This is a genomic window from Kineococcus mangrovi (assembly GCF_041320705.1).
GTDB lineage: Bacteria > Actinomycetota > Actinomycetes > Actinomycetales > Kineococcaceae > Kineococcus > Kineococcus mangrovi.
This window is the reverse complement of sequence record NZ_JBGGTQ010000006.1, coordinates 251,745-276,411: the sequence shown is the minus strand read 5'-3', so window position 1 is coordinate 276,411 and position 24,667 is coordinate 251,745. Positions and strand designations below refer to the sequence as shown.

Below are 24,667 nucleotides of genomic sequence, written 5' to 3'. Positions count from 1 at the left end.
GGACCGATGACCAGGGGGTGACGAGGACGCCGGTGGACGTGGACGCGGACGACGCCGTCCTGCTGCGCCGCTCCGAGCAGGCGCGCACCCGCGGGGACTACCGCGAGGGCCGGCGGCTCGCCGAGCACGTCGTCGCGCGGGCCGCGGCCGCCGGGGACGACCCCCCGCTGGCCGAGGCGCTGCGCCTCGTCTGCAACCAAGCGGCCCGCCTCGGGGACCTGGAGGACGCCGCCCGCGCCGGGGCGGAGGCGTTCACCGTCGCCGACCGGCTCGGGGACGTGCCCGGGCAGGTCGAGGCCCTGAACCTGCTCGCCTTCTCCTACCTGCAGCTCGCGCTGTTCGACGAGGCGCTGGAGGCGATCGAGCGCAGCACGGCCCGCGCGGTGGCCCTCGACGACGCCGACCTGCGCGCGGCCACGTTCAACCGCGCCGGGACGATCCGCTCGGCGATGGGCGACTTCGACGAGGCCGCCGAGCTGTTCGACCGGGCGAGCGCGGGACTCACCAGCCGGGACGTCACGAGCGAGACCCGGTTCTGCCTGCTGACGAACACGGCCGACCTCGTCCTGAACCGCGCGTACTCCGGCCGACCGGTCGATGCGGGGGACCTGCGGCGGGGCGTGGAGCTGTCGGGGCAGTCGCTGGCCCTGGCCGAGGAGGCGGGCAACCCCTACCGGCGGGCCCTGACGCTGCTCAACCGCGGCGGCCTGACCAGCTACCTCGACGACCCGGGCCCGGCCCGGCGCGACCTGGAGGCGGCCCGGGACCTGGCCCGCACGCACGGCTACCGGAGCCTGGAACTCGGCGTCGTGGAGGCGTACGCGATGGACGCCCTGCGGCGCAGGGACTTCGAGGCCGCCACCGCGTCGTTCACCGAGGTGGTGCGGACGGCGGACGCGCTGAACGACGCGACCGTCCTGGTCCGGGCCCAGGAACTGCTGGCCCGCTGCCACGAGGAGCTCGGCGACTTCCGGGGTGCGCTGGAGGCCTACCGACGGTTCCACGCGCTGCAGACCCGGCAGCGTTCCGAGGCCGCCCAGGTCCGGGCCCGGTTGCTCACGCAGACCGTGGAGCTGCAGCAGCTGCGCTCGCACGCCGAGACGCTGGACCGGCAGGCGCACGAGGACCCGCTCACCGGGCTGCGCAACCGCCGCTCCTTCGACGCGGCCCTGCCCGCGCTGCTGGCCGGCGCCGGCGACGGCGACCGGGTCTGCGTCTGCCTGCTCGACGTCGACCACTTCAAGGTCGTCAACGACACGCACGGGCACGGCGTCGGCGACGAGGTGCTGCGCCGGCTCGGGGCGCTGCTGCGCGAGGACGTGCGCCACCAGGACCTGCTCGCCCGGATCGGCGGCGAGGAGTTCGCGCTCGTCTGCGTGCTGCGGGGTTCCGCCCCCGCCGGCGGTCCCGTGGACGGGGTCCGCCGACGGCTGGACCGGTTGCGGCGCAAGGTGGAAGAGGCCGACTGGTCCCAGGTCGCCGACGGGTTGCGCGTGACGGTGTCGCTCGGTGCCGTCGTCGGTGCCCGCCCGGACCCCGACGGCGGTGGGGAGCTCCTGCGCCAGGCCGACCAGCTGCTGTACGCCGCCAAGGCCGCCGGACGCAACCGCGTGGTGGCCCGGCCGGTCAGCCCCCGGTGAGGACGTCCTCCAGGCTGCGCGGCGCCCGGCCGGTGACGGCGCGGACCGCGTCGCTGACGGTCTCCAGCTCCCCCGCGGCGATCGCCGTGTACGTGCTGACCCAGCCGTCGACCATCCAGCGCGGGGCCCCCGACGCGGCCCGGGAGGCGTAGGCCTCCTCCACGGTCTCGTCGACGAACTCCACGGGGATCCCCCGGACCCGCGCGATCGTCGCGGCGACCTCCTCGAACGACAGGGCCCGCGGACCGGTGAGGTCGTAGCTGCGCCCGCCGTGCGCCTCGTCGAGGACAGCGGCCAGGGCGACCTCGGCGACGTCGGCCCGGGCCACCGCCGAGACCCGGCCCGTGCCCGCGGGCCCGCGCAGCGCACCGTCGGCGACGAACGCGGGCAGGACGTCGAGGTAGAAGTTGTCCCGCAGGAACGTCGTCGTGAACCGCGCCGCGGTCAGCAGGTCCTCCGTCGCAGCGTGGTCGCGGGCGAACGTGAAGGTGCTCGTCGGGGACGCGCCGAGGAAGGACGTGTAGACGACCCGCCGGACGCCCGCGGCGGCGGCCGCGTCCACGACCGTGCGGTGCTGCTCCAGCCGGTCGGCGTCCTCACCGCCGGAGACGAACAGCAGCACGTCCGCCCCGTCGAACGCGTGCCGCAGCGCCTCCCCGTCGTCGTAGCTCGCGACCCGCACGTCGGCGCCGTCGAGGTCGGGGGCGCGGCGCGGGTCCCGCACGACGAGGCGCTGCGGGGCGCCGGCCGCCGACAGGCCGCGGGCCACCCGGCCCCCGACCTGTCCGGTGGCGCCGGTGACGGCGATGAGTCCCATGGTCCCCACCCTGCCACCGCGGCGCGGTGCAGGCCCGCGCGCGGGTCGGTGTCACGCGCGCCTACAGCTCCCCCAGGTCGGCGTCGACGGACGACGTGAGGCGCCGGTTGTGCACGACCGTGCCCAGCACGTCGGGCCCCCAGACGACCAGCAGCGCCAGCAGGCCGCCGTACCCGCCGGCGACGCGGCCCATGCCGAGCCACCCGCCCGCGGCGGCGAACGCCACCGAGGCCAGGAACAGCGCCCACCACGTCCTGGTGGTCACCACCGTCCCGGTGACGCGGTCGAAGCGGCAGACGGTGAACGGCAGGTACCGGCCCGCGTTCTCGCGGCTGCGCCGTCGGGCGGCGGCCAGGCTGAGCAGCACCGCGACGGCCCACGCAGCAGCTCCGAGCAGCACCGGCGACCACCTCCCCGGGGCATCGTGCCAGCTCGGCCGGTCCGGCTGCTGCCCCTCCGGACGACCGGCGAGGCGGCGGTCGTCGTCCCCGGGCAACGGCTCTCGTACGGTGACCGCGCCCGGCAGCCCACCGACAGGAGCCGGGCCGAGCTGGGCTGGGAGCAGGGGCCGGTCGGCTACCCCGTCACCGACGAGCTCGGCACCCCGGACGGGGTCGGCCGGGCGCGGTGGGCCCAGCTGGGGTGGGAGCACAGCCCCCTGGGCCACCCCACGTCCGGTGAGGTCCCGACCCCCGACGGCGTGGAGCAGCACGTCCAGGGCGGCACCACCCGCTGGACCCGCGCCGACGGGGCCCTGACCGTCACGCCGGGCTGACGGCGGTCAGTCGAGCAGGACCGCCACGACCGCCGGGTCGGCGCCTTCCCAGCGCGCGGTGAGCGTCCGCCCCGCCGGGACGTCGCCGCCGGGCACGCGCAGCACGAGCAGCCGCCCGTGCCCGGTGTCGACCGTCGTGACGGTCCCCTCGGTGCTCACCCGCACCTGCGTCACGGTCGGGGAGTCCGGTGCCGATCCGCTGCCCTGCGCGAACCCCTCCTTCGACCCCGGCTCGAACCGGCCGTCCACGGCGGTCTGCAGGTCGGCCTCGCGCCCGCCGGTGGCGATGGCCCGGCGCAGGACGTCGGCGTGGACGGGGTCCCCCGCCGCGTCGTACACCCAGCGGCGCCCGAGGACGGAGTGGTCCATCTCGCTGACGAGGAACTCCTCGGCCCCCGCCAGCGGCGCACCCCGGTAGGTCAGCGGGACGGTCAGGACGGTGCCGTCGCCGGTGCGGACGAGGAGCGTCTCGACGCCGACCTCACCGTCGGGGTCGTCGAACCGGAACCGCCCCGCCACGACGGTCTCGCCGTCGAGGGCCGGCGCCCACGGCTGCGACGGCAACCAGCCGACGACCGCCTCGAGCTTGGTGGGGGTCAACTGCGCGCGGTGGATGACGGCCATCACCCGAACCTACCGAGGGGTCCTCACCCGGGCAGCTGACCGTAGACGTGCCCGACGGGGAGGCGCACCACCCGGCGCCGGTCCCGCACCATCGTGCGGCGGTAGTCGTCCCAGTCCGGGTGCTCGCCCGCGAGCGCCCGGTACAGGTCGACGAGTTCGGTGACGGCCTCGTCGTCCTCGCGCTGCGCGACGGCGGACAGGCTCACCTCGCCCTCCACGACGGCCCAGCTCCAGAAGTCCTCGCTCGTGACGTGCAGGCTGGCCCGCGGGTCCCGTTCGAGGTTCCTGGCCTTGGCGCGGTCGGCGGTGACCGAGACCCGCACGAGCCGGCGGTCGGGGTCGTAGTGGTGGGTGACGTTGGACAGCTGCGGTCGCCCGTCGCGCTTGAGCGTCGCCAGGACGCTGTTGCGGGTCGAGCCGACGAGGTCCAGGAGCGCGCTGGTCGTGGTGACGTCTGCCATGACGGTGCAAGCCCGCGCGCCCGGGGGTTTCTTCCTCACCGGTTCCGCACGAGCAGCCACAGGAGCAGCGGCGCACCCGCCGCCGCGGTCACCAGGCCCACCGGCACCGGCTGGGGGAAGGCCGTGCGCGCCACCAGGTCGGCGAGCAGGACGGCCAGCGCACCGACGAGGGTGGCACCCCCGACGGGCGGCCCGGCGGTCCGGAACAGCACCTGCGCCAGTTGCGGGGCCGCGAACGCGACGAACCCGACGGGGCCGGCGACGGCGGTCGCGGCGGCGGCCAGCACGACGGCCAGCGCCAGCAGGCCCACCTGCGCGCGACCCACCCGCACGCCGAGGGCGGCGGCCGTCACGTCGTCCAGGCGCAGCACGTCGAGGGTGCGCGCGCAGACCGCCAGCAGGGCCAGCGCGACCGCCACCACGACCGCGACGGCCGGCAACCGGGCGGGGTCGACGTCGTTGAGCGATCCCGTGAGCCACCGCAGGGCCTGGCCGAGGTCGGGCAGGTCCGCGCGCAGGAGCGTCCAGGACGTCGCCGCGCCCAGACCGGCGTTGACGCCGAGCCCGACGAGCACGACGCGGCGGGCCGAGATCCCGTCCTTCCAGGCCAGCAGGAGCACGACCGCGGCGGCGACCGCGGCACCCACCGCGGCCGCGGCGACGGGTCCGGCCGCGGCGACCGCTCCGCCGAGGCCACCGGCCCCCGCGCCGAGGAGCCCGGCCACCACGGCCCAGGAGGCCCCGGCGGTCACCCCCACGATGTCCGGGCTCGCCAGCGGGTTGCGCAGCAACGACTGCGTGACGGCCCCGGAGGCGCCGAGGGCGGCTCCGACGAGGACGGCGGCGACGGCCCGCGGGGCACGCAGGTCGAGGACGAGGAACCGCACCCCCGGCGACGCGGAACCGGTGAGGGCGGCGACGACGTCGGCGGGGGCGAGCACCCGGTCGCCGAGGGCGATCGCGGCGACGACGGCCGCGGCCGCGGCGAGCAGGAGGACGAACGCGGCGACCAGGCGCCGGCGCAGCAGCGCGGCGGGCGGCGAGGCCGGCGTCCGGGCCCGCACGAGGGGCGGCGCGCTCACCGGTCCAGCCTGCGGGCCAGCACGACGAACACCGGTGCCCCGAGGACGGCCAGGACGATCCCCACGGGCAGTTCGGAACTGCTCAGCAGCACCCGGCCGGCGACGTCGGCCACGGTGAGCAGCACCGCCCCGGTCAGGGCCGACAGCGCGAGCGTGGCGACCGGCCGGGCGGCGGCGAGGAACCGGGCCAGGTGCGGGGCCAGCAGTCCGAGGAACCCCAGCGTGCCCGCGGCGGCGGTGGCCGCGGCGGCGAGCAGGACGACGGCGGCCAGCCCGAGCACCCGGTCGCGGCGGACGCGGCGGCCGAGGGCCGCGGCCAGGTCGTCACCCAGTTCCAGGGAGGCCAGCGCGGGAGCGGCGGCGGCGGCGGCCAGCGACCCCAGGACGAGGACGGGCGCGATCCCGGCCAGGACGCCGAGGTCGCGGGCGGCGAGCGTGCCCGCGCTCCAGAACTGGAACGAGCGCAGGGAGTCCTCGTGCAGCAGCAGGACCACCGTCGTCGCCGCGCCGAGCAACGCCGAGACGACGGACCCGGCCAGCACGAGCGTCGTCACGGGGTCCAGGGAGCGGACCCGGCCCGTCAGCCCCAGCACGACGGCGCCGACGAGGACCGCCCCGAGCACCCCGCACCAGACGTACCCCGCCGGCGCGCGGACCCCCAGGTAGGCCATCGCCACCACCACGCCGAGGGACGCCCCGGCGTTCACCCCGACCAGGCCGGGGTCGGCGAGGGGGTTGCGCGTCAGGGCCTGGGTGAGCGCACCGGCCAGGCCCAGCGCCGCGCCGACGACGACGGCCAGGACGGTGCGGGGCACGCGCAGACCCCGGACCACGGCGTCGGTGCCGGGGTCCGCGGTCCCCCGCAACGAGTTCCAGACGTCGGTCACCGGCAGCGGCCGGGACCCCACGAGCAGGCTGGCGCCCGCCGCGCCCAGGAGCACCGCGAGCAGGACGCAGACCACGGGCAGGAGGCGGCAGCGCGTCGCGGGCGGGGGGAGGCGCCGGAGCAGGTCACTCGCCACTCTCGTGGTCCTCGTGGTCGTCCTCGTGGTCGTCCTCGTGGTGGTCGTGGTTGCGGGTGCCGCGGCGCCAGTACCCGTCGACGTCGTAGGAGTCGCGGTCCAGCCCCAGCTCGCGGGCGAGGTACCGGCGGGCTGGTTTGACGGACAGCGCCTCCCCCGCCACCCACACGTACCCCGTCCCGGCGGGCAGGTCCGCCGACCGCAGCGCGTCCACGAGCAGGGTCGTGGTCCCGGCCGGGTCCTGCCCGCGGTGCAGCCAGTGCACGTCGAGGTCGGCCGCCGACGCCAGGGGGATCTCGTCACCCGCGTCGGTCACCTCGACGAACGCGGTCACGGGAACCCCGGGGCGCAACCCCTCCACCCAGCGGGCCAGCGCGGGCAGCGCCGTCTCGTCGGCGGCCAGGACGTACCAGTCGGCCACGTCCTTGACGAGGAACGCCCCGCGCGGGCCGAGGGCGGCGAGCCGGTCACCCGGTCGGGCCGTGCCCGCCCAGCGCCCGGCGATCCCGTGGTCGTGCAGCACGAAGTCGACGTCCAGGTGGGGGCCGGCGGGGTCGAACGCCCGCACGGTGTAGTCGCGGTGCACGTGCGCACCGGGGTTCCAGCGCCCGTCGGCGTCCAGGACGGGGACGTTCGGCGACCCGTCGGGCGCGCGGTCGAAGAACAGCTTGAGGTGGTCCTCGGGGGCGACGGTCGGGAAACCGTGCAGGTCCTCGCCGGTGAACCGGACGCGCACCATCCGCGCGGCGAGGCGGGTCACCTCCTGGACCTGCAGGACGCGCGGGACGAGGTCGAACCAGAACTGGGCCGTCCGCTCGTTCTCGACGTCGGCCGTGAAGCCGGACACGGTCGTGGGGGTGCTCACCGGGACTCCTGGAGGTTCTCGTGGGGTTCGTGCGGGGGTTCGTTCTCGGGTTCGTGCGGGGTTCCGGGCGCGCCGCCCGACGTGTGCCGGCGCAGTTCCGGCCGGGTCAGCAGCAAGACCAGCGTGGTGACGGCGGCGAACAGACCGCCGACGGCGATGACGGGGGAGGTCCCGAACGCCCGCGCACCGAGCGCGAGCAGCGGGCCGCCGAGGGTGTCGCCCACCGTCACCTGGGCCGACCAGATGCTCTGCACCCGGCCGCGCAGCCGGTCCGGGGTGCGTTCGGCCAGCACCGTGAAGCGCAGCACCTCACCGATGACGTCGGTGACCCCGACGACCGTCATGGCGACGACGGCGAACCACACCGCGGGGGCGAGCCCGAACGCGGCGACCGCCAGCGCGGACACCGCCGGGACGACGACGAGCAGGACCCCGGTGCGCCGCACGCGGGGGATCCAGCCGCTGCAGACCCCCGCCAGCAGCGCCCCGGCCGCCGGGGCCGCGTAGACCAGGCCGACCGCCTCGGGACCGCCGCCGAGGTCGTCCCCGACGAACTCGGGCACCAGCACGTGGGGGGAGGCGAAGAAGATCTGCAGGAACCCGACGAGCAGGACCCCGCCGACGACGCGGTCGGAGCGGGCGAAGGCGAAACCCTCCCGCAGGTCCGCGACCGCGCGCCCCACCGCCCACCCGGTCCGGGCGTCCGGCCCCTGCCCGGCGGACCGTTCCGGCACGACGGGGTCGAGCCGGAAGAGCACGAGCCAGGACGCGGTGCTGACCGCGACGACGGACCAGTACACGGCCGCGGGACCACCGGCGCCGGTCACGAACCCCGCCACGAGCGGGGCCGCGACCGAGCCGAGGTCCAGGCACAACGCCATGAGCGCGCCGGTGGCGGGCAGCATCGACGGCGGCACCACCGCGGGCACGGCCGCCCCGAACGCGCTGGCCCCCACCGCCCCCGTCGCGCCGTCCCAGACGGCGAAGACGTAGAGGACGGCGACCGAGGGGTGCTCGGCGGTGGCGTTCAGCGCGAGCGCGACGAACCCGGCCACGGCCAGCGCCCGGCTCACGAGCACGACCTTGCGGCGGTCCACCCGGTCGGCCAGCACCCCACCGGCCAGCGACCCCAGCAGGGTCGCCGTCCCGAGCACGGTGTTCACCGCGGCCACCTGCAGGGACGACCCCGTGAGGTCGTACACCTGCACCGAGAGCACGACGGCGAGCATCCCGAGGCCGAACACCGAGACGAGGCGGCCGGTGAACAGCAGCCGGAACTGCCGGTTCACCCGCAGCGGGGTGAGGTCGACGGCCCAGCCGGACAGGTCGAGCAGACGGCTCACGCGGGGGTTCGCGGGGTGATGTCGCTCCAGTGCTCGTCGACGTACGCCAGCGCGGCGTCCCGGCGGACGGGGCCGTGCACGACGGTCCACCCGGCGGGCACCTCGGCGAAGACGGGCCACAGGCTGTGCTGACCGACCTCGTTGACGAGCACGCGGAAGTCGGCGTCGGGGTTGTCGAACGGGTTCACGGGGTCTCCTCGGGGGTGGTGCGCCGGGCGAGGGCGGCGGCGGCGAACGGGGTCAGGAGGCGGGCGACCTGGTCCGAGCCCGCCGGGGAGGTGATCGCGGTGTGGACCACGTCGACCGTGGCGAGCTGCACCGGCCGGCGGCACAGGGGTTGCCACGCCGCCCGTTCGGCCTCCAGGTCGGCGGCCGTGGGCACGTGCCCGGTCCGGTGGCCGGGGGCGGTGCTGGCCACGAGCAGGACGGGGACGGTGACCGGACGGTGCTCGACCGGACCCGGGACGGACGCGGAGTGGACCGCGGACCGCACGACCCGGTCCAGCTCGGCCCGGCCGAACCCGGCGAGCACCCCGTTGCCCTCGGCGAGGAACTCCAGCACGTCGTCGGGCTCGTAGGGGCGGGTGAGCCAGTCGGGCCGGTCCCGCAGGGACAGCGTCAGCAGGTACTCCAGCGCCTCCTGGTCCGCGCCCACCGGCTCGCCCACCTCGACCCCGGCGGGCAGGGCACCCCCCGGGGCGCCGGGGTCCAGCAGCGTCAGGGACACCAGGTCGACGCCCCGCTCCTCCAGCCGGGAGGCGAGGACGTGGGCGAGGTGGGCCCCGAAGGAGAACCCGACGAGGTGCACGGGCTCGCCGTCGGTGCCGGCGAGCACGTGCGGGACGAGCAGGTCGGCCAGGCCCTCCAGCGTCGTGGGCAGGGCCGCGACCTCGGCGGGGTCGGCCGCCAGCGCCGGGGACTGCAGCGCCAGGACCCGTTGCCCGCCGGGCAGTCGCGCCGCGAGGGCCGCGAACGTCCAGCCCAGCCCGAGCAGCGGCGGGACGCAGACGACGGTCCCCCGCGCCCGGTCCCGACCGCCCAGCGGCAGCACCGGCCCCCAGGGGTCGGCCTGCGGCCGGTGCAGGGCGGCCAGCAGCCCGGCGGGGGTGGGGTTCCCCAGGACGGCGGCCACCCCGACGCGGGTGCCGAGCCGGTCGGTGAGCAGCGCCGCGAGGCGCATGGCCAGCAGGGAGTGCCCACCCGCGGTGTGGAAGTCGTCGTCGGCCCCGAACCGCGGCAGGCCGAGCACCTCGGCGAACGCGGCGCAGACCGTCTCCTCCTCGGCCGTGCGGGGCGCCCGGCCGGTGGCGCTCAGGTCCGGGACGGGCAGGGCCCCCAGGTCGAGCTTGGAGTTCACCGTCAGCGGCAGGTCGGCGACGACGACGAGGGCGGCCGGGACCATGTGCTCGGGCAGTTGCGCGCGCAGCCGCTCGGTCACCTCGCCCAGCCGACCGGCCAGGTCCGGCACGGCGGGGACGACGTACCCGACGAGGACGGGGTTCCCGCCCGGTGCCGGGCGCACCACGACGGCGGCGCGGGCGACGAGCTCGTCGCGGGCGACGACGGCGGCGACCTCCCCGGGTTCGACGCGGAACCCGCGGACCTTGACCTGGGTGTCGCTGCGGCCGTGGAAGTCGAAACCGCCGTCGGGGCGGCGGGAGACGACGTCACCGGTCCGGTACATGCGCCGCCCCGGCGGCCCCCACGGGTCGGCGACGAACCGTTCGGCGGTCAGGGCCGGGGCGTCGTGGTACCCGCGGGCCAACCCGGCCCCGCTCACCCACAACTCCCCGGGGACCCCGTCGGGCACCGGTTGCAGCGACGTGTCGAGGACGCGCACGTCGGTGCCGTCGACGGGCCGGCCGACGGTCGGGGTGGCGCTGTCGGCGGTGCCCCCGCCGAGCGTGTTGATCGTGTACTCGGTGGGGCCGTAGAGGTTGTACCCCTCCGTCCCGGGGGTGTCCCGCAGGGCGTCCCAGACGTCGGGACCGACGGCCTCCCCGCCCAGCAGCACCAGCCGGGGGCGGTGCCGCCCGGCGTCGAGCAACCCCTCGGCCAGCAGCGCCGAAGCCACCGACGGGGTGACGTTCAGGACGTCGACCCGTCGCCGGTCCACGAGCGCGGCCATCAGGGCGGGGTCGCGGCGCACGTCCTCGGACAGCAGGTGGACCTCGTGGCCGTCGAGCAGCCAGAGCAGCTCCTCCCACGACATGTCGAAGGCGAAGGAGACGGCGTGCGCGACGCGCCAGGGTTCCCCGCCGGGTACCGCCCCGGCGGGCTCGAAGATCCGCCGGCGGTGGTTCTCGGCCATGTTCACCAGCCCGCGGTGCTCGACCTGGACCCCCTTGGGGTCACCGGTGGAACCCGACGTGAACATGACGTAGGCCAGGTCGTCGTGCCGGTACGCCGGGTGGAGTTCCTCGGCCGTCGCGGAACTGCGGGCGCCCGGTCCCGGCAGGGGCGAGGCGGTCGAGGTGTCCAGGGTCGTGACGACCCCGGCCCGACGCAGGACCCGCGCGCGGCGCTCGGCCGGGTGGGACGGGTCGACCGGCACGTACGCGGCCCCGGCGGCCAGCACGGCCAGCAGGGCCACGACGGTCCTCACCCCGCGCGGCAGTTCCACGCCGACCAGGTCGCCGGGACGGACACCGTCGCGCCGCAACGCCTCCGCCTGCACGACGACCGCGGCCCAGAGCCGCCCGAAGTCGAGCGCCACGTCGTCGTCGACGAGGGCGGTCCGGTCGGGGAACCGCGCCGCGGTCCGGGCCAGGCGTGCGGTGAGGGAGTCGGCGGGCAGGGCGCGGTGGTCCCCGGCCCACGACGCGACGAGGTCCCCGGCGCTCGCGGGGTCCAGCGTCGGGACGGTCCCGAGCAACCGGTGCGGGTCCGCGGTGACCGCCTCCAGGACGCGGACGGCGCGCTCGAGCAGGTCCTCGGCCGCGGCGGCGGGGAACACGTCCGGGGCGTGGGACAGGATGAACCGGTAGGGCTCGCCCGGGTGCACGACGAACGTCAGCGGGTAGTGCGTGGCGTCGCCGCCCTCGACGTCGGCCAACCCCGTCGCGGCGGCGAGCTCGGCGAACGCGGCGTCGTCCTCCGGGGTGTTGCGCATGACGTACAGCGTGTCGAACAGCGGGCCGACCCCCGCGTCGCGCTGCACGTCGCCCAGACCGACGTGGTGGTTCTCGACCAGGGCGCCGGACTCGCGGTGGACCCGCTGCAGCAGCGCCGTGACGTCGAGCGCGGGGTCGAGCCGGACGCGGTGCGGGACGGTGTTGAGGAACAACCCGACGGTCTCGTCGACACCGGGCAGTTCCGGTGGCCGGCCCGAGACGGTCTGGCCGAACACGACGTCGTCGGCCCCGGTGAGGGACCGCAGGACGAGGGCCCACACCGTCGAGCAGACGGTGCTCACCGAGACGGCGGCGGCGCGGGCGGTCGTGATCAGCCGGTCGGTGAGGTCACCGGGCAGGTCGCGTTCCACCACGTCGGGCAGCACCTGCTCGCGCACCGCGGAGGGTTCGGCCACGGTCGTGCCCGCGGTGAGCCCGCCCAGCGCACGACGCCACGCGGCGCGGTCGGCCTCGGCGTCCCGGCCGGCGAGCCAGCCGAGGAACTCCCGGAACTGCGGAGCGGGCGGCAGCGTGGTGTCCCGGCCCCCGGCCCGCACGTGCCGCAGGAGCTCGACGACCAGCAGCGCGTCGGACCAGCCGTCGAGGACGAGGTGGTGGTTGGTGACGAGGAGGTGCACGCCGTGGGTGCCGAGGTCGAGACCGACGAAGCGGACCAGGGGTGGGCGGTCGACGTCGAACCGGCGTTCGCGTTCCCGGCGCTGCAGGGCGGACAGTTCCGCCTGGGCGGCCGCGTCGTCGGCCGGGTCGGACACGACCTCGCGCCACGGCAGCGGGACCGCGGCGGGGACGAACTGCACGGGCCGGTCCAGCAGGGCCGCGGAGAACCCCGCGCGCAGAGCGCCGTGGCGTTCCAGCAGGGCCGCGCACGCGGACCGGAGCACCGCGAGGTCGGTCCCCGGGGCGAACCGGTAGGTCGACTGCATCGAGTACACGTCCAGCGACCCGTCACCGGCGACGGCGTGGAACAGCAGCCCCGCCTGCAGCGGCGAGAGCGGGAGCACCTCGACGGCCGGGGGGCTGGTGGTGTGGCTGGCGGTGTGGCTGGCGGTGGTCACGCGAGGTTCCTCAGCAGGCTGTCGAGGGCGGCGGTCGCGCGCGCGTCGAGGTCGACGAGCGGGGCGGCCGGGGTTTCCCGGGGCGTGGGCGCCGCGGCCACGGGTGCGGCGAGGGCGGCGAGCGCGGTCGGGGTCGGGGCGGTGAAGACGGCCGAGGGCCGCACCGACCACCCCACCGCCCGCAACCCCGTGACGAGGGACATCGCCAGGACGCTGTCGCCGCCGAGGGCGAAGAAGTCCTCGTCGTCCCCGACGGGGCGGCCGAACAGGTCGGCGAACACGGCCCGCACGTCCTCGACCGGTCCCCCGGCGCCGGCGGGTCCGTCCACGGCGTCCCACCGCGCGCGGACGGCGGCGAACCGGCGGCGGGGCAGCAGGTCGGTGACGTCCGTGGACGGGTCGGCCGCGCGGACGACGACGTCGGTGACGGCGGCCAGCACGTCGGCCGCCTCCGTCGCGGACAGCAACCGCGGGTGGTGCTCCAGGCGCAGCGAGCCCGCCCCCGCGGTGTCCTCCGCCGTCAGCGTCAGCGCGTAGTGCGTGCCGTCGCGGCCGGTGACGTCCCGCAGTTCCAGGCCGGCGGCCGCGGCGGCCCGCTCGGCACCGCCACCGGGGTAGTTCTCGACGACGAGCAGGGTGTCCGTCCACGGGGCGCGACCGAGGTCGGCCGCCAGGGCCGCGAGCCCGACGGGGTTCTCCGCCCCCGCGTGCAGGGTCTGCCCCGCGAGGTCGCGCACGAGGCCCCCCACGTCCCCCCGGCAGCGCGCGACGAGCGGCACGGTGTCGACGAACATGCCCAGCACGTCCCGCGCACCGGCGTCACGACCGGAGACGACGACCCCGGGCGAGACGGTGTCCCGCCCCGCGAGCGCGGCCAGCACGAGCGACCAGGCCGCCGCGACGACCGCTGCCGGGGTGGCCCCGCAGGCCAGGGCGGCGACGGTCAGCGCACCGGCGGGCAGGTCCGCGGTCACGGCGGCGACGGGCGTGCCGTCGTCGAACCCCGGCGGCAACGCCGGGACGAGGTCCGCGGCGACGGGCGCGAGCAGGTCCCGCCACCGCTCGGTGGAACCGGTGGACCCCGACCGTCGCGCGGTCGCCCGCGCGAACGGGCCGCGGACGAGGTCCTCGTCCGGTTCCCGCCACGTCCCGGCGTACCGGCCGAGGAGTTCGTCGACGAGGGCGGGCACCGACCACCCGTCGAGGAGCAGGTGGTGCGACCCGAGCAGCAGGACGTGCTCGTCCGGTGCCGTGCGCACCAGCCGGGCCCGCAGCAGCGGGCCGGAGCGCAGGTCGTACGGCTCCTCCAGGTCGGCGCGACGGTGCGCGTCGAGGCTCCCGCGCACGGCGAGGTCGTGCCGGGACCAGGGCACCGCGACGTCGGCGACGCTCACCAGCACCGGACCGGACGCCGTGTCCGCGACGTGGCAGCGCAGTTGCGGGTGCGCCGCGACGGTCCGCTCCAGCGCCACCCGCAGCCGGTCCGCCTCCAGCGCGCCGCCCAGGCGCAGCTCGACGTGCGAGGTGTAGCGGTCCGGGCCGTCCCCGGCGTGGAACAGCATCCCCCGCTGCACCGGGGTGAGCGGCCAGACCGCCTGCGGCGCAGGGGTGTTCACGGCGAGCCGGGTGAGGTCGGCGGCGTCGAGCCCGACGGCGTCGTGCACCGCCGGCGGCGCGGTCCCGGCCGTGGCGTCCAGGACGGCGGCGAGGTCGGCGACCCACCGGTCCAGGACGTCGCCGGCGTGGTGCCGCAGGGCAGCGGCCACCTGCCAGCGCGCCACGACGGCGGGTTCGCCGTCCCGGGTGGTGGCCCAGGCGTTCAGCTCCCAGCCGTGCGAGACGGGCAGACCGGCGTGCAGACCCAGGCGGTCCTCCAGACCGGCGGCGTCGAGGCTCGTCCGCCACGGCCGGTGGCCCGCCCCGGCGGGGACGTCGCGGCCCAGCCAGTTCACGAGCACCTGCGGGCGGTTCGCCGCCCACGCCGCGGCGAGGTCGGCCGAGGCGGGGTCGAGGTGCTGCAGCAGGCCGAAGTCCGGTCCCAGCGCGGCCGAGGCCAGCACGGCGCGGGCGGTGCTCGCGACGTGGTCGCCCAGCGCCCGCGAGTGGTCCCGGCCGGGCAGGCGGACCGGCCAGGTCGCGGTGAACCACCCGACGGCGGCCGCGTCCGGGCTCTGCCGCGGGTCGCCGGCGGGCAGCGCGGTGGGGCGGCCGTGGCCTTCGAGCTCCACGAGCAGGTCCTGCCCGCGGGCGGCGGTGAGCGCGGCCAGGAGCAGGGCGTCGGGTCGCCACCCGGCGGCGGCCAGGTCGAGGAACCGCTTGCTGCGCAGCGGGTCGAGGACGACCTCGCGCGTCAGCGCGGCCCCCGCCGTGCCGAGGTCGCCCGGGTCCGCCTGGTCCCCGGTCAGCGGTGGGCACGGGCGCAGTTCCCGTCTCCAGTGCGCGCGGTGCTCGCGCGCGGCCTCCACGGCCCGCTGCTGCGCGTGCGTCCAGGCGGTGAACGACGGGGCGGGCGGCAAGGTCCCGCCCGCCAGCAGGACGCGGAGCTCGTCGAGCAGCACCGGCCACGACACGGCGTCGACGGCGACGTGGTGGGCCGCGACGGCCAGCCGCGGCCCCGGTCCGCCCGGGTCGGTGACGACCCAGCGGACGAGGTCACCGGTGGTGTGGTCGATCGCCCGGGCGGCGCGGGCGAGCGCGGGTTCCAGCTCCGCGCCCGCGACGGCGGTGACGACGGCCGCCCCCGGCGCCGCCAGACCCGGGTCCGGGAGGGCGCGCAGGCGCAGGGCCTCGTGCCGGGCGAGCAGTTCCGTCGCCGCGGCGGCGACGTCCTGCGCGCCGGTCCCGGCGGGCAGGTCGACGACGCGGACCTGCTGGAAACCCCGCAGCGCGGTGACGTCGGCGGTGCGGGCCAGGTCGGTGAACCAGGCCAGGGCCGGTGTCGCGACGGGCGTTCCCGCGGGGGGACCGGCCGGGACGTCGACGTCCCGGGCCACCGCGGCGATCCCCCGGGGCGTCCGGGCGGCGAAGACGTCGGCGATGCCGACGGCGATGGACCGGGCGCGCAGGGCACCGACGAGGTGGACCGCGGAGATGCTGTCCCCGCCGGCGGCGAAGAAGTCGTCGCCGGGGCCCGTGGGTGCGCCCAGGACCTCGGTGGCGACGTCGGCGATGCGGCGGGCGAGGTCCGGGACCGCGCCGCCGGCGGGGTCCGCCCGCGGCACGGTCGCCTCGGGGGACGGCGGCGCCTGCGGGACGGCGAGGTCCGGGACCGCTCCCGCGGCCAGCGCCTCCACGGCGGCGACCCACCCGTCGAGCAGTTCCGGGCCGACGTCGCCGCCGAGGAGGTGCGGGTCGACCTCCAGCTCGAACCGGACCTCGTCCGCGCCGGGGAACACCGTGGCGGTGACGGGGAACGTCGTCGCGTCGCGGCCCTCCACGAGGGTGACCGCGACGCCGTCGCCCGCGGGCGGGACCGACGGGTAGTTCTCGACGACGACGAGGGTGTCGGCGAGGCGGCCGGTGGCGCGTTCGATGCCGCCGAGGCCGAGGACGGCGGCCTCCTCGGTGCGGGCGGTCGCACCGGCGACGTCGCGCACGAGGGTGGGCGACGTCGTGTCGGCCCGGACGGTGCGGGTGGTGACGAACATCCCCACGGCCGAGGCGGGGACGTCGGCGCCGCGGCCGGCGGAGGTCAGCGCCCAGCAGACGTCGCGCTGCCCGGTGCGGGCGGCCAGGACGTGCGCCCACGCGGCCTGCGCGACGGCGGCGACGCTCGCTCCCCGGCTCCGCAGCCCCGCGCGGACGGCGGCGCTCCGCTGCGGGGTGAGCGTCCGTCCCCGGCGGACGACCCGACCCGCGTCGGCGAGGCGCCCGCCACCGAGCAGCGTCGGACGGGCACCGGCGAGCTCGGAGCGCCAGGTCCGGGCGAGGGCCTCCCGGTCGAGGGCGGCGACGGCGCGCAGGTGGTCGGGGAAACCCCCGGTCTCGGCGGCCACGGCCCGGCCGTCGAGGTCGCGGCGCAGTTCGTCGGCCAGGACGGGCAGCGACCACCCGTCGACCAGGAGGTGGTGCAGGGACAGCACGAGCCAGGACGTGCGGCTGCCGCCGCCCTGCACCCAGGTCGCCCCGGCCAGCCGGGCCGCGGCCGCGTCGACCGGCCGGTCGAGCTCGCCGCGGTGCACCTGCTCCAGCAGGTCGTCCGGGACGGGACCGGGCACCCGCACGACGTCGACGGGGACCTCGACGCGGTCGACGACGAAGGCGACGGGTTCTCGCAACGGCCCCTGCCAGACACCGGTGCGCAGCACCGGGTGCCGCGCGGTCAGACCCGCCACGGCCCGACGCACGGCGGTCTCGTCGACGCGGCCGGCGGGGTCGTCCAGGCGCAGCAGCACCGTGGTGCGGTACGGGTCGCGCACCGAGCGCAGAGCGTCGACGTGCAGGCCGAGCTGCGTCGGGGTCAGGGGCCAGACCGCCTGCAGCGCCGGTGATCCGGGGACGGCGGTGCGCACGTGGGCGGTCAGCTCCGCCCGCACCGCGGGGTCGAGGGCGACGAGGTCGGCGAGGTCGGGAACCCCGGTGCCGGTCGGTGAGGGGGCGCTCACCCCGGGGGTGGCGCGCGTGGCGATCGCCGCGGGGGTGCGGGCCAGGAGGACGTCGCCCGGGCGCACCGACCAGCCGGTCGCGCGCAACCGCGCCGCGACCCGGACGGCGGAGATGCTGTCCCCGCCGAGGGCGAAGAAGTCCTCGTGCGCGCCGACGGGAACCCCCAGGACCTCGGCGACGACGTCGGCGACGACCCCGGCGACGCCGGTCGGTGGTTCCGGGCCCGTGGAGGTGGGGGTGGCCCCGGGCAGGGGCAGCGCGTTCCGGTCGAGCTTCCCGTTCGGGGTGAGCGGCAGGTCCGCGACGACGAGGACGTCGCGCGGGACGAGGTGGGCGGGCAACCGCTCGGCGCACCACGTGCGGACCTCCTCGGCGGTCGGGGTCCCCCCCGAGGGCACGACCCAGGCCACGAGCCGGCGCCCGCGCCCCACCTGCGGGGCCAGGACGACCGCGCGGGAGATCCCGGGGTGGTCGGTGAGCACGTGCTCGACCTCCCCCGGTTCGATCCGCAGACCGTGCAGCGAGATCTGGTCGTCGGTGCGACCGGCGACGTGCAGGCGGCCGGCCTCGTCCCAGCGGGCCCGGTCCCCCGTGCGGTACAGCCGGTCCCCCGGCAACCACGTCGGGAAGGGGTTCGCCACGAACCGTTCGGCGGTCCGCGCGGGCAGGCCGAGGTAGCCGTGGGCCAGCTGCGCACCGGCGAGGTGCACCTCCCCCTCCGTCCCCGGCGGGACGGGCCGCAGCCACGCGTCGAGGACGACCGCGCCGGTCACCCCGACGGGGGTCCCGACGACGGGGACGTCCGCGTCCCGCACGTCCGCGGCGAAGGCGTCGACCGTGGCCTCGGTGGGGCCGTAGAGGTTCAGGACCCTCGATCCCGTGCGGGCCGCGAGTTCGCGCATCCGCGTCCACAGGTCCGCACCGAACGCCTCCCCGCCGACGACGCACACGGCGGGCAGTTCCCCGAACGCGTCGGCCGCGAGGAGGGCCGACCAGACCGTCGGGGTCAGGTCGAGGTAGGCGATGGCGTGCTCGCGGACGTACCCGGCCAGGGCGAACGGGTCGAGGAACAGGTCCTCGGCGAGGACGTGCACGGTGTGCCCGCCGAACAGCGCGAGCAGCGCGTCCCACTGGGCGTCGAAGTGGAACGCCGCGGTGTGGGCGACCTGGACGGGTTCCGCGGGGTGCAGGTCGGTCGAGTGCCGGGCGCACAGGTGCGCCAGCGCGCGGTGCGGGACGGCGACGGGTTTGGGGGTCCCGGTGGAACCGGAGGTGAGCACGACCGCGGCGACGTCGTCGGGGCCGGGTTCGACGGCCACCGCCCCGCGCGGGCCGTCGTGCAGCGCCCGCACCGCGTCGGCCGTCACGAGGACGAGCGCCCCGGCGCCGGTGAGGACGTCGGCGCGCCGGGCCGCGGGCAGGGCCGGGTCCAGGACCAGGACGGTCGCCCCGGCCGACAGGACGGCCAGCAGGGCCTCGACGGTGCGCTCGCCCCGCGGCACGGAGACGGCGACGGTGCGGGTCCCCCGCGGGGTCCCCGCGGGCAGCGCGGCGAGCACCTGCTCGCGCAGCGCGTCGACGGCCCGGGCGAGGTCGGCGCCGGTCTGCCGGGACGTCTCGCCCCCGGGCCCCGCGCTCACCAGCAGGTCGCGGTCGGCGCAGCGCGCGGAGACCTCGGCCCACCGGTGGGGCAGCAGCGGCGGCACCGCGGCCCCCACGTCGGGCCCGGTGCCGCTGCGCCGCAGCGCGTCCAGGTCGGCACCGCTGAGCAGGGGGACCGCGGCGACGGGGACGTGCGGGTCGGCCGCGAGGAACGCCCCGACGGCGTGCAGGAGGCGGCGGGCCGTGGGCTCGTCGCCCGTGTGGTCCAGCAGGAGTTCCCACTCCTGCGCGCCGGGCCGGACGGTGAGGGCGAACGGGTAGTGCGTGTCGTCCTCGACGTCCTGCAGTTCCAGCGTCGTCCCGCCGACCCGCCACACCCGCGGCGGTCGCGCTGCTTCCACGGCCAGCAGGCTGGTGGCCAGTTCCGGGCTGCGCAGGGCGCGGAGGATGCCGGTCGTGCCGACGTGGTGGTGGGGCAGGGACGCCCGCCACCGGTCGGCCCCGGCGCGGGTGAGGTCGGCCAGGGTGCGGCCGGGGGTCGCGGCGTCGACGGGGTCGGCGACGAGGACGGAGTCGGTGAACAACCCGATCGCGGTCTCGACACCGGGGACCTGCGGGTCCCGGCCCGAGACGGGGACGGCGAACGGGGTCGCCGCACGACCGGTCACGGCGTCCAGGGCGAGGCCCCAGCAGGTCCGGGCGCGGTCGGCCGCGGTCAGCCCGTCCCAGGCGGCGCCGCCCGGCGGACGCACGGTGGCGCGCGACCGCCGCCGCTCGTGCCCTTCGACGGCGGGCGCGCCGGGGGTTCCCACCAGGTGCCCGAGGTGCCGCTCCCAGAACCCGGTGGCGGCGGCGGTGTCCTGCGCGGCCAGCCACCCGAGGTGGTCCTGGTACCGGGCCGCGGGTGCGGCGGGCACGTCGTGCGGTCCCGGGACCTCCGCGGCGAGCCGGCGCGCGATCTGCCCGGTCAGCAACGGCATCGACCAGGCGTCCAGCACGGCGTGGTGCGCGGTGACGACGAGGACGGACTCCCCGCCGGCGTCGAGGTGGGTCCACCGCACGAGCGGCGGGTCGTCGAGGGCGAACCCGGCGGCGAGGTCCGAGGAGCGGGTGGTCGCCAGCGCCGCGTCGAGGTCGGCGGGGTCGTCGAGGACGACCGTGCGCAGGCGCGGACGGGTCCCGGGTTCGACGAACTGCACCGCGTCGAGGTCGTCGGCGACGACGAACCCCGCGTGCAGCTGGGGCTCGTCCGCGACCAGCCCCTCCACCGCCCGGCGCAGGGCCCCGGCGGGCAGGGGGCCGCGGATCCGCACGACGGCCTGCCCCGTGTACGGGTCGGGACGTCCCGGACCGGTGGTGCCGGTCTCGGCCAGGGCGAGCAACCCGCGCTGCAGCGGGGTCGTGGGCCACACGAGGGGTCCGGTCGGGCTGGTCATGCGCGGCGTCCTCCGGTGCGGCGGCGGGTGAGGAGGTCCTGCACCTGCGAGATCTGGGCGGCGTCGAACTGCGGCACCGCGGGCGCGGGCACCGCGGCGACGACGGGGGTGGCCGCCGCGGCGACCGCCTCGACGGTGCGGCGGGTGAAGACGGTGCTCACGGAACCGGAGAAACCCCGGCCCCGGAACGCGGCGACGGCGCGGATCGCGGTGATGGAGTCCCCGCCGAGCGCGAAGAAGTCGCTCCCGGCCCGGACGTCGGCGACCGGCAGCCCGAGGGCGTCGGCCAGCGAGCGCGCCCACGCGGTCTCGGCCGGGCCGTGCGGGGGGCGGCCGGGGGCCGGGGCACCGGCCGTCGGCTGCGGGAGCGCGGTCGGGTCCAGCTTGCCGGTGGCGGTGCGCGGCAGGGCGTCGAGGACGACGACGGCCGCGGGGACGAGGTGCTCGGGCAGGACGTCGGCGGCCGCCGCGCGCAGGGCGTCCCCCGCCCCGTGCGTGTCGCGGGGTCCGACGACGTAGGCGAGGAGCCGGCCCCCGCGTTCCACGACGGCCGCCTGCCGGACACCGGCCAGGCGCAGCAGCGCGCTCTCGACCTCGGCCGGTTCCACCCGGTACCCGCGCACCTTGAGCTGCCGGTCGGCGCGGCCGAGGTAGTCCAGCAACCCGTCGGCCCGCAGCGCGACGAGGTCACCCGTGCGGTACATCCGGCTGCCCGGCGGGCCCCACGGGTCGGCGACGAACCGGGCGGCGGTGAGCGCCCCCGCGCCGCGGTAGCCGAGGGCGAGCTGGGGGCCGGCGAGGTGGAGCTCGCCGGGGAAACCCACCGGGACGGGCCGCAGGTGGGTGTCGAGGACCCGGGCGGTCGTGCCGTGCACGGGCCGGCCGATGGGGGTTCCGCCGACGGCGGCGTCCTCACCCTCGAGGCCGACCGCGTCGACGGTGGATTCGGTCGGCCCGTAGAGGTTGCGCACGACGAGACCGGGTTCGCCCCGCAGCCGCGCCCACAGCGCGGGCGGGCAGGCCTCACCGCCCACGGTCAGGACCCGCACCGGGTGCGGTCGGGTGAGCAGGCCCGCGTCGAGCAGGGCGGCCGCCACGGTGGGCGTCGTGTCGACGAACTCCAGGCCGTGCGCGCGGACGGCGGCGACCGTCGCGGCGGGGTCCTGCGCCACCTCCCGCGCCAGCAGGTGCACCTCGTGCCCGGACAGCACGGCCTGCAGCGTGTCCCACGACCCGTCGAACACCAGCGGCAGCGTCTGCGCGACGCGCAGCCCGCGGTCGGCGGGGGTTCCGCGGCCGGGGGCGAACGTCGTCGCGCGGTGGTGGGCCAGGAACGCCGCGAACGCGCCGTGGGTGACGAGGACGGCCTTGGGCTCACCCGTGGACCCGGAGGTGTGGATCACGTGGGCCGGGGTCCCGGGGGCCGGGACGGGCAGGTCCGTCAGCCGGGTCCCGGGCCGGCGGCCGACGGTCCCCGGGGTGAGCCGCAACTCGCCCGGGCCGAGCCGCCGCACGAGGTCGTCACGGCGCGCGAGGGGCCAGGTCGTGTCGAGGGGGACGGCCGTGCGGCCGGCGACGAGGCACGCCAGGTGCGCCACGACCGCGTCGGCGCCGCGGGGCAGGTCGAGGGCGACGGGGGTCGCGGGCGGGCAGGCCCGGTCCAGCCAGCCGGCGGTCTCGGCGACCTCCCGGACGAGGTCGGTGACCGTCCAGCGGGTGCCGCCGTCGACGAGCGCGAGGCGGTCGGGGAACCGGGTGGCCGTGTCCCGCAGCAGGTCGACGGCGCCGACCGGGTCCACCGCGGGGGTCGTCAGCCCGGTGGGGGCGGCCCCCGCCAGCGCGGCCACGGGCGTGCGCGGGTCCGCACCGCAGAACCCGCGCAGCAGCGCGGCGCACTCGGTGAGCACGGCGTCGACCTGCTCGTCCCGCAGCAGCCCGGCGGGCGCGTGGGCCCGCCAGTCCAGCCGGCCGTCGCGGGCGCGGGTGAGCGAGACCGACAGGTCGTCGACCGGCCCCTCCCCGAGGTTCTCGACGGCGACCGCGACGTCGGCCGCGGTGTCGGGGTGGTCGAAGGTCTTGAGGTTCAGCTCGGTCCCCACGAGGGGGCGGTCGTGGTGCAACCGCCCCGTGGCGCGGGCCAGCTCCTCGGCGCGGAACCGGCCGTGGCGGCGGACCTCGCGCAGCGCGTCGACGACACCGCCGACGAGGTCGGCCACCGCGGCGGCGGGGTCGACGCGGACCGCCAGCGGCACGACGTTGACGACGGTCGTGGGGCACAGCGCGGCCCGGGACCCGGTGGTGCCGGTGCGGTTCATGAGGGGGACGCCGAGGACGACGTCCTGCGTCCCGCGCAGCCGGGACAGGACGAGGAGGTGGGCGGCGAGGGCGAGCTCGGCCCACGTGGCGCCGAACCGCCCGGCGGCGCGGTCGAGGTCCGGCCCGGTGATCTCGAACCGCCCGGAGCGGACCGTCACCGGGCCGCCGGAGCGCGCGGCGGCCGGGTCGCCGAACCCGCGGGCGGCGCCCTCGGTCCCCGCCCGGTCGACCCAGAACGCCCGGTCGCGCGCGGAGGCGGCCGAGGCCCGGTACTCCTGCTCGGCCGCGGCGACGTCGGCGACCGGGGTGAACCAGGCCGCCGGAGCGGGGGTCCCCCCGCGGCGCGCGGCCAGGAGCTCGGTGACCCGCCGCACCACGAGACCCACCCCCCAGCCGTCGACGAGGACGTGGTGCCACCCGGTGAACCACGCGACGTGCCGGGGACCGACGACGAGGAGGTGCTGCTCGTGCAACGGGTCCGGTCCCAGCGGCAGGCCGCGGGCGATCCGCAGCGCTGCCCACGCCCGGGCCGCGGCGACGTCGGCGACCGGGGTGGTCCCCGGGCCGGTGAACCGGTCCGGACCGGTCGTCACGGCCCCGTCCACCGCCACCCGCACGGCGTCCAGCCCGGTCTCGCGGACGGCCTGCGCCACGGCGGCGGCGACGTCGGCCGGGACGAGCCCCGGCGCGGACGCGGGGACCGTGAGGTGCACGAGTTCCCCGACCGTGAACGACGCGGGGTCGTCGGCCACGAGCTGGGCGTGGACGACCCCCCGCTGCGCCTCGGTGAGCGTCCCGGCGGACGATCCGGTGCGGGTCGTCATCCCCGCATCGCCACCAGGGCCTCCTCGAAGTCCTCCAGCGCCACCAGGGCGGTCTCGTACCGGTCGGCGAAGAAGTACCGCAGACCGTAGGCGTGACCGTCGCGCACGGCGGGCAACTGCTGCCACGTCGGCAGCGCCATCATCTCGGCGGCCCCCACGCCGGGTTCCCCGTCGAGGCTCTGCTCGTACAGGACGGCCGTCGCGTCGGTCACGGTGCCGAGCTGCTCGGCGGACAGGAACGCGGCGTTCTCGTCGGTGATGTCCCGCGAGACGGCGGTGAGGGTCCCCCCGGCGTCCACGACCGTGTCCCCGGGCCAGGAGATCGGCGAGTAGACCGTGACCTCCTCGTAGAAGTCGAGGGGGGCGAACACGTTGCCCGCCAGCACGTCGGCGTAGTCGGTGCGGATCTGGGCGGCCTTGGCGTCGTAGGCGGCCTTCGCCCGGTCGGCGTCGTCGCCGTCGCCGAGGACGTGCGACATCTCCAGCGTCGCGTCCTTCGTGCGGGCCGAGCCGTCGGAGCGGACGAGGACGGTGGGGGCGATGGCGTTGAGCTTCTCCCACGTCGCGGTGGCCTCGGCGGACAGCTCCTCGGTCGTCCCGCCGCGGACGAACCCGATCATCAGGTCCGGTTCGAGGGAGGAGATCCGCTCGTAGTCCCAGCCGTCGGCGCCCAGGACGACCGGCAGGTCGGAGACCTGCTCGTACTCCTGCGGCAGGAAGGCGTCCTCGTAGTCGCCGTCGGCCGTGGCCAGCGGGGTGATCCCGGCGCCGAGCAGCGGGCCCACGGCCCCTTCGAGCGCGATGACGCGGCGGGGTTCGGTGGGGATGTCGACGGCACCGAACGCCGTCTGGACCGAGCGCGTCGCTCCTCCGCTCGTCCCACCGGTCGCGCTCGTGCCGGCCGCCGCGTCGTCCGGCCCCCCGCAGGCGGCGAGGGCGAGGAGCACCGACGCGCCCAGCGCGCCGACCACCCCCCGCCGGGTCGTGGTCGTCCGGGTCGTGGTCGTCCGGGTCGTGGTCGTCCGGGTGGGGGTGCGGTCGGGGGTCGACAGGGGTGCGGTCACGG

15 protein-coding genes are annotated in these 24,667 nt (G+C 77.3%); 2 read left to right on the top strand and 13 right to left on the bottom strand.

All coding sequences use genetic code 11. The features are described 5' to 3' along the window. Positions 1-17: 17 nt before the first annotated feature. Positions 18-1,640 carry a tetratricopeptide repeat-containing diguanylate cyclase gene (locus tag AB2L28_RS14640; protein WP_370719713.1) on the top strand — a complete coding sequence of 541 codons (1,623 nt, stop codon included), beginning with the start codon at positions 18-20 and terminating at the stop codon, positions 1,638-1,640. Here AB2L28_RS14640 and AB2L28_RS14635 read toward each other — a convergent pair. Next, complete coding sequence (locus tag AB2L28_RS14635) at positions 1,627-2,457, bottom strand: SDR family oxidoreductase (RefSeq protein ID WP_370719712.1); 831 nt, start codon at positions 2,455-2,457, stop codon at positions 1,627-1,629. The genes AB2L28_RS14640 and AB2L28_RS14635 overlap by 14 nt on opposite strands. A gap of 61 nt (positions 2,458-2,518) precedes the next feature. Then, on the bottom strand, positions 2,519-2,857 hold the full coding sequence (locus AB2L28_RS14630) for a hypothetical protein (RefSeq protein WP_370719711.1): 339 nt from the start codon (positions 2,855-2,857) through the stop codon (positions 2,519-2,521). A 24-nt stretch (positions 2,858-2,881) separates the two neighbouring features. Between AB2L28_RS14630 and AB2L28_RS14625 the strand changes: the two genes are divergently transcribed. After that, entirely contained in the window at positions 2,882-3,232 is a 351-nt protein-coding gene (locus AB2L28_RS14625) for an LGFP repeat-containing protein (protein WP_370719710.1), read from the top strand. A 6-nt stretch (positions 3,233-3,238) separates the two neighbouring features. On the opposite strand, the gene AB2L28_RS14620 is transcribed toward AB2L28_RS14625, so the two are convergent. The 11 genes from AB2L28_RS14620 to AB2L28_RS14570 are packed head-to-tail and all read right to left on the bottom strand — an operon-like array spanning position 3,239 to position 24,665. Continuing rightward, complete coding sequence (locus tag AB2L28_RS14620) at positions 3,239-3,856, bottom strand: CG0192-related protein (protein ID WP_370719709.1); 618 nt, start codon at positions 3,854-3,856, stop codon at positions 3,239-3,241. Positions 3,857-3,879: 23 nt separating this feature from the next. Next, positions 3,880-4,317 (bottom strand): PPOX class F420-dependent oxidoreductase, encoded by a 438-nt coding sequence (locus AB2L28_RS14615; protein WP_370719708.1) that lies wholly within the window; start codon positions 4,315-4,317, stop codon positions 3,880-3,882. A 35-nt stretch (positions 4,318-4,352) separates the two neighbouring features. Next, complete coding sequence (locus tag AB2L28_RS14610; RefSeq protein WP_370719707.1) at positions 4,353-5,399, bottom strand: FecCD family ABC transporter permease; 1,047 nt, start codon at positions 5,397-5,399, stop codon at positions 4,353-4,355. Further along, positions 5,396-6,421, bottom strand: a complete 1,026-nt coding sequence (locus AB2L28_RS14605; RefSeq protein WP_370719706.1) for a FecCD family ABC transporter permease — start codon at positions 6,419-6,421, stop codon at positions 5,396-5,398. The genes AB2L28_RS14610 and AB2L28_RS14605 overlap by 4 nt, the downstream gene beginning before the upstream one ends. Then, on the bottom strand, positions 6,411-7,286 hold the full coding sequence (locus tag AB2L28_RS14600) for a siderophore-interacting protein (protein ID WP_370719705.1): 876 nt from the start codon (positions 7,284-7,286) through the stop codon (positions 6,411-6,413). The genes AB2L28_RS14605 and AB2L28_RS14600 overlap by 11 nt, the downstream gene beginning before the upstream one ends. Then, positions 7,283-8,629: an enterobactin transporter EntS gene (gene entS, locus AB2L28_RS14595; protein ID WP_370719704.1), complete on the bottom strand. Its 1,347-nt coding sequence runs from the start codon at positions 8,627-8,629 to the stop codon at positions 7,283-7,285. Before entS ends, AB2L28_RS14600 begins: the two co-directional genes overlap by 4 nt. Beyond that, complete coding sequence (locus AB2L28_RS14590) at positions 8,626-8,817, bottom strand: MbtH family protein (protein ID WP_370719703.1); 192 nt, start codon at positions 8,815-8,817, stop codon at positions 8,626-8,628. The genes entS and AB2L28_RS14590 overlap by 4 nt, the downstream gene beginning before the upstream one ends. Further along, positions 8,814-12,818, bottom strand: a complete 4,005-nt coding sequence (locus AB2L28_RS14585; protein WP_370719702.1) for a non-ribosomal peptide synthetase — start codon at positions 12,816-12,818, stop codon at positions 8,814-8,816. The genes AB2L28_RS14590 and AB2L28_RS14585 overlap by 4 nt, the downstream gene beginning before the upstream one ends. Continuing rightward, positions 12,815-20,461: a condensation domain-containing protein gene (locus AB2L28_RS14580; RefSeq protein ID WP_370719701.1), complete on the bottom strand. Its 7,647-nt coding sequence runs from the start codon at positions 20,459-20,461 to the stop codon at positions 12,815-12,817. Before AB2L28_RS14580 ends, AB2L28_RS14585 begins: the two co-directional genes overlap by 4 nt. After that, positions 20,458-23,601 (bottom strand): AMP-binding protein, encoded by a 3,144-nt coding sequence (locus tag AB2L28_RS14575; RefSeq protein ID WP_370719700.1) that lies wholly within the window; start codon positions 23,599-23,601, stop codon positions 20,458-20,460. The genes AB2L28_RS14580 and AB2L28_RS14575 overlap by 4 nt, the downstream gene beginning before the upstream one ends. Further along, positions 23,598-24,665 carry an ABC transporter substrate-binding protein gene (locus tag AB2L28_RS14570; RefSeq protein WP_370719699.1) on the bottom strand — a complete coding sequence of 356 codons (1,068 nt, stop codon included), beginning with the start codon at positions 24,663-24,665 and terminating at the stop codon, positions 23,598-23,600. The genes AB2L28_RS14575 and AB2L28_RS14570 overlap by 4 nt, the downstream gene beginning before the upstream one ends. Positions 24,666-24,667 lie beyond the last annotated feature (2 nt).

What these genes read in the sequence shown, in the direction of transcription:
- AB2L28_RS14635 (WP_370719712.1), bottom strand. Translation starts at nt 2,457, where the DNA reads ATGGGACTCATCGCCGTCACCGGCGCCACCGGACAGGTCGGGGGCCGG.
- AB2L28_RS14620 (WP_370719709.1), bottom strand. Translation starts at nt 3,856, where the DNA reads ATGGCCGTCATCCACCGCGCGCAGTTGACCCCCACCAAGCTCGAGGCG.
- AB2L28_RS14615 (WP_370719708.1), bottom strand. Translation starts at nt 4,317, where the DNA reads ATGGCAGACGTCACCACGACCAGCGCGCTCCTGGACCTCGTCGGCTCG.
- AB2L28_RS14580 (WP_370719701.1), bottom strand. Translation starts at nt 20,461, where the DNA reads ATGACCAGCCCGACCGGACCCCTCGTGTGGCCCACGACCCCGCTGCAG.
- AB2L28_RS14575 (WP_370719700.1), bottom strand. Translation starts at nt 23,601, where the DNA reads ATGACGACCCGCACCGGATCGTCCGCCGGGACGCTCACCGAGGCGCAG.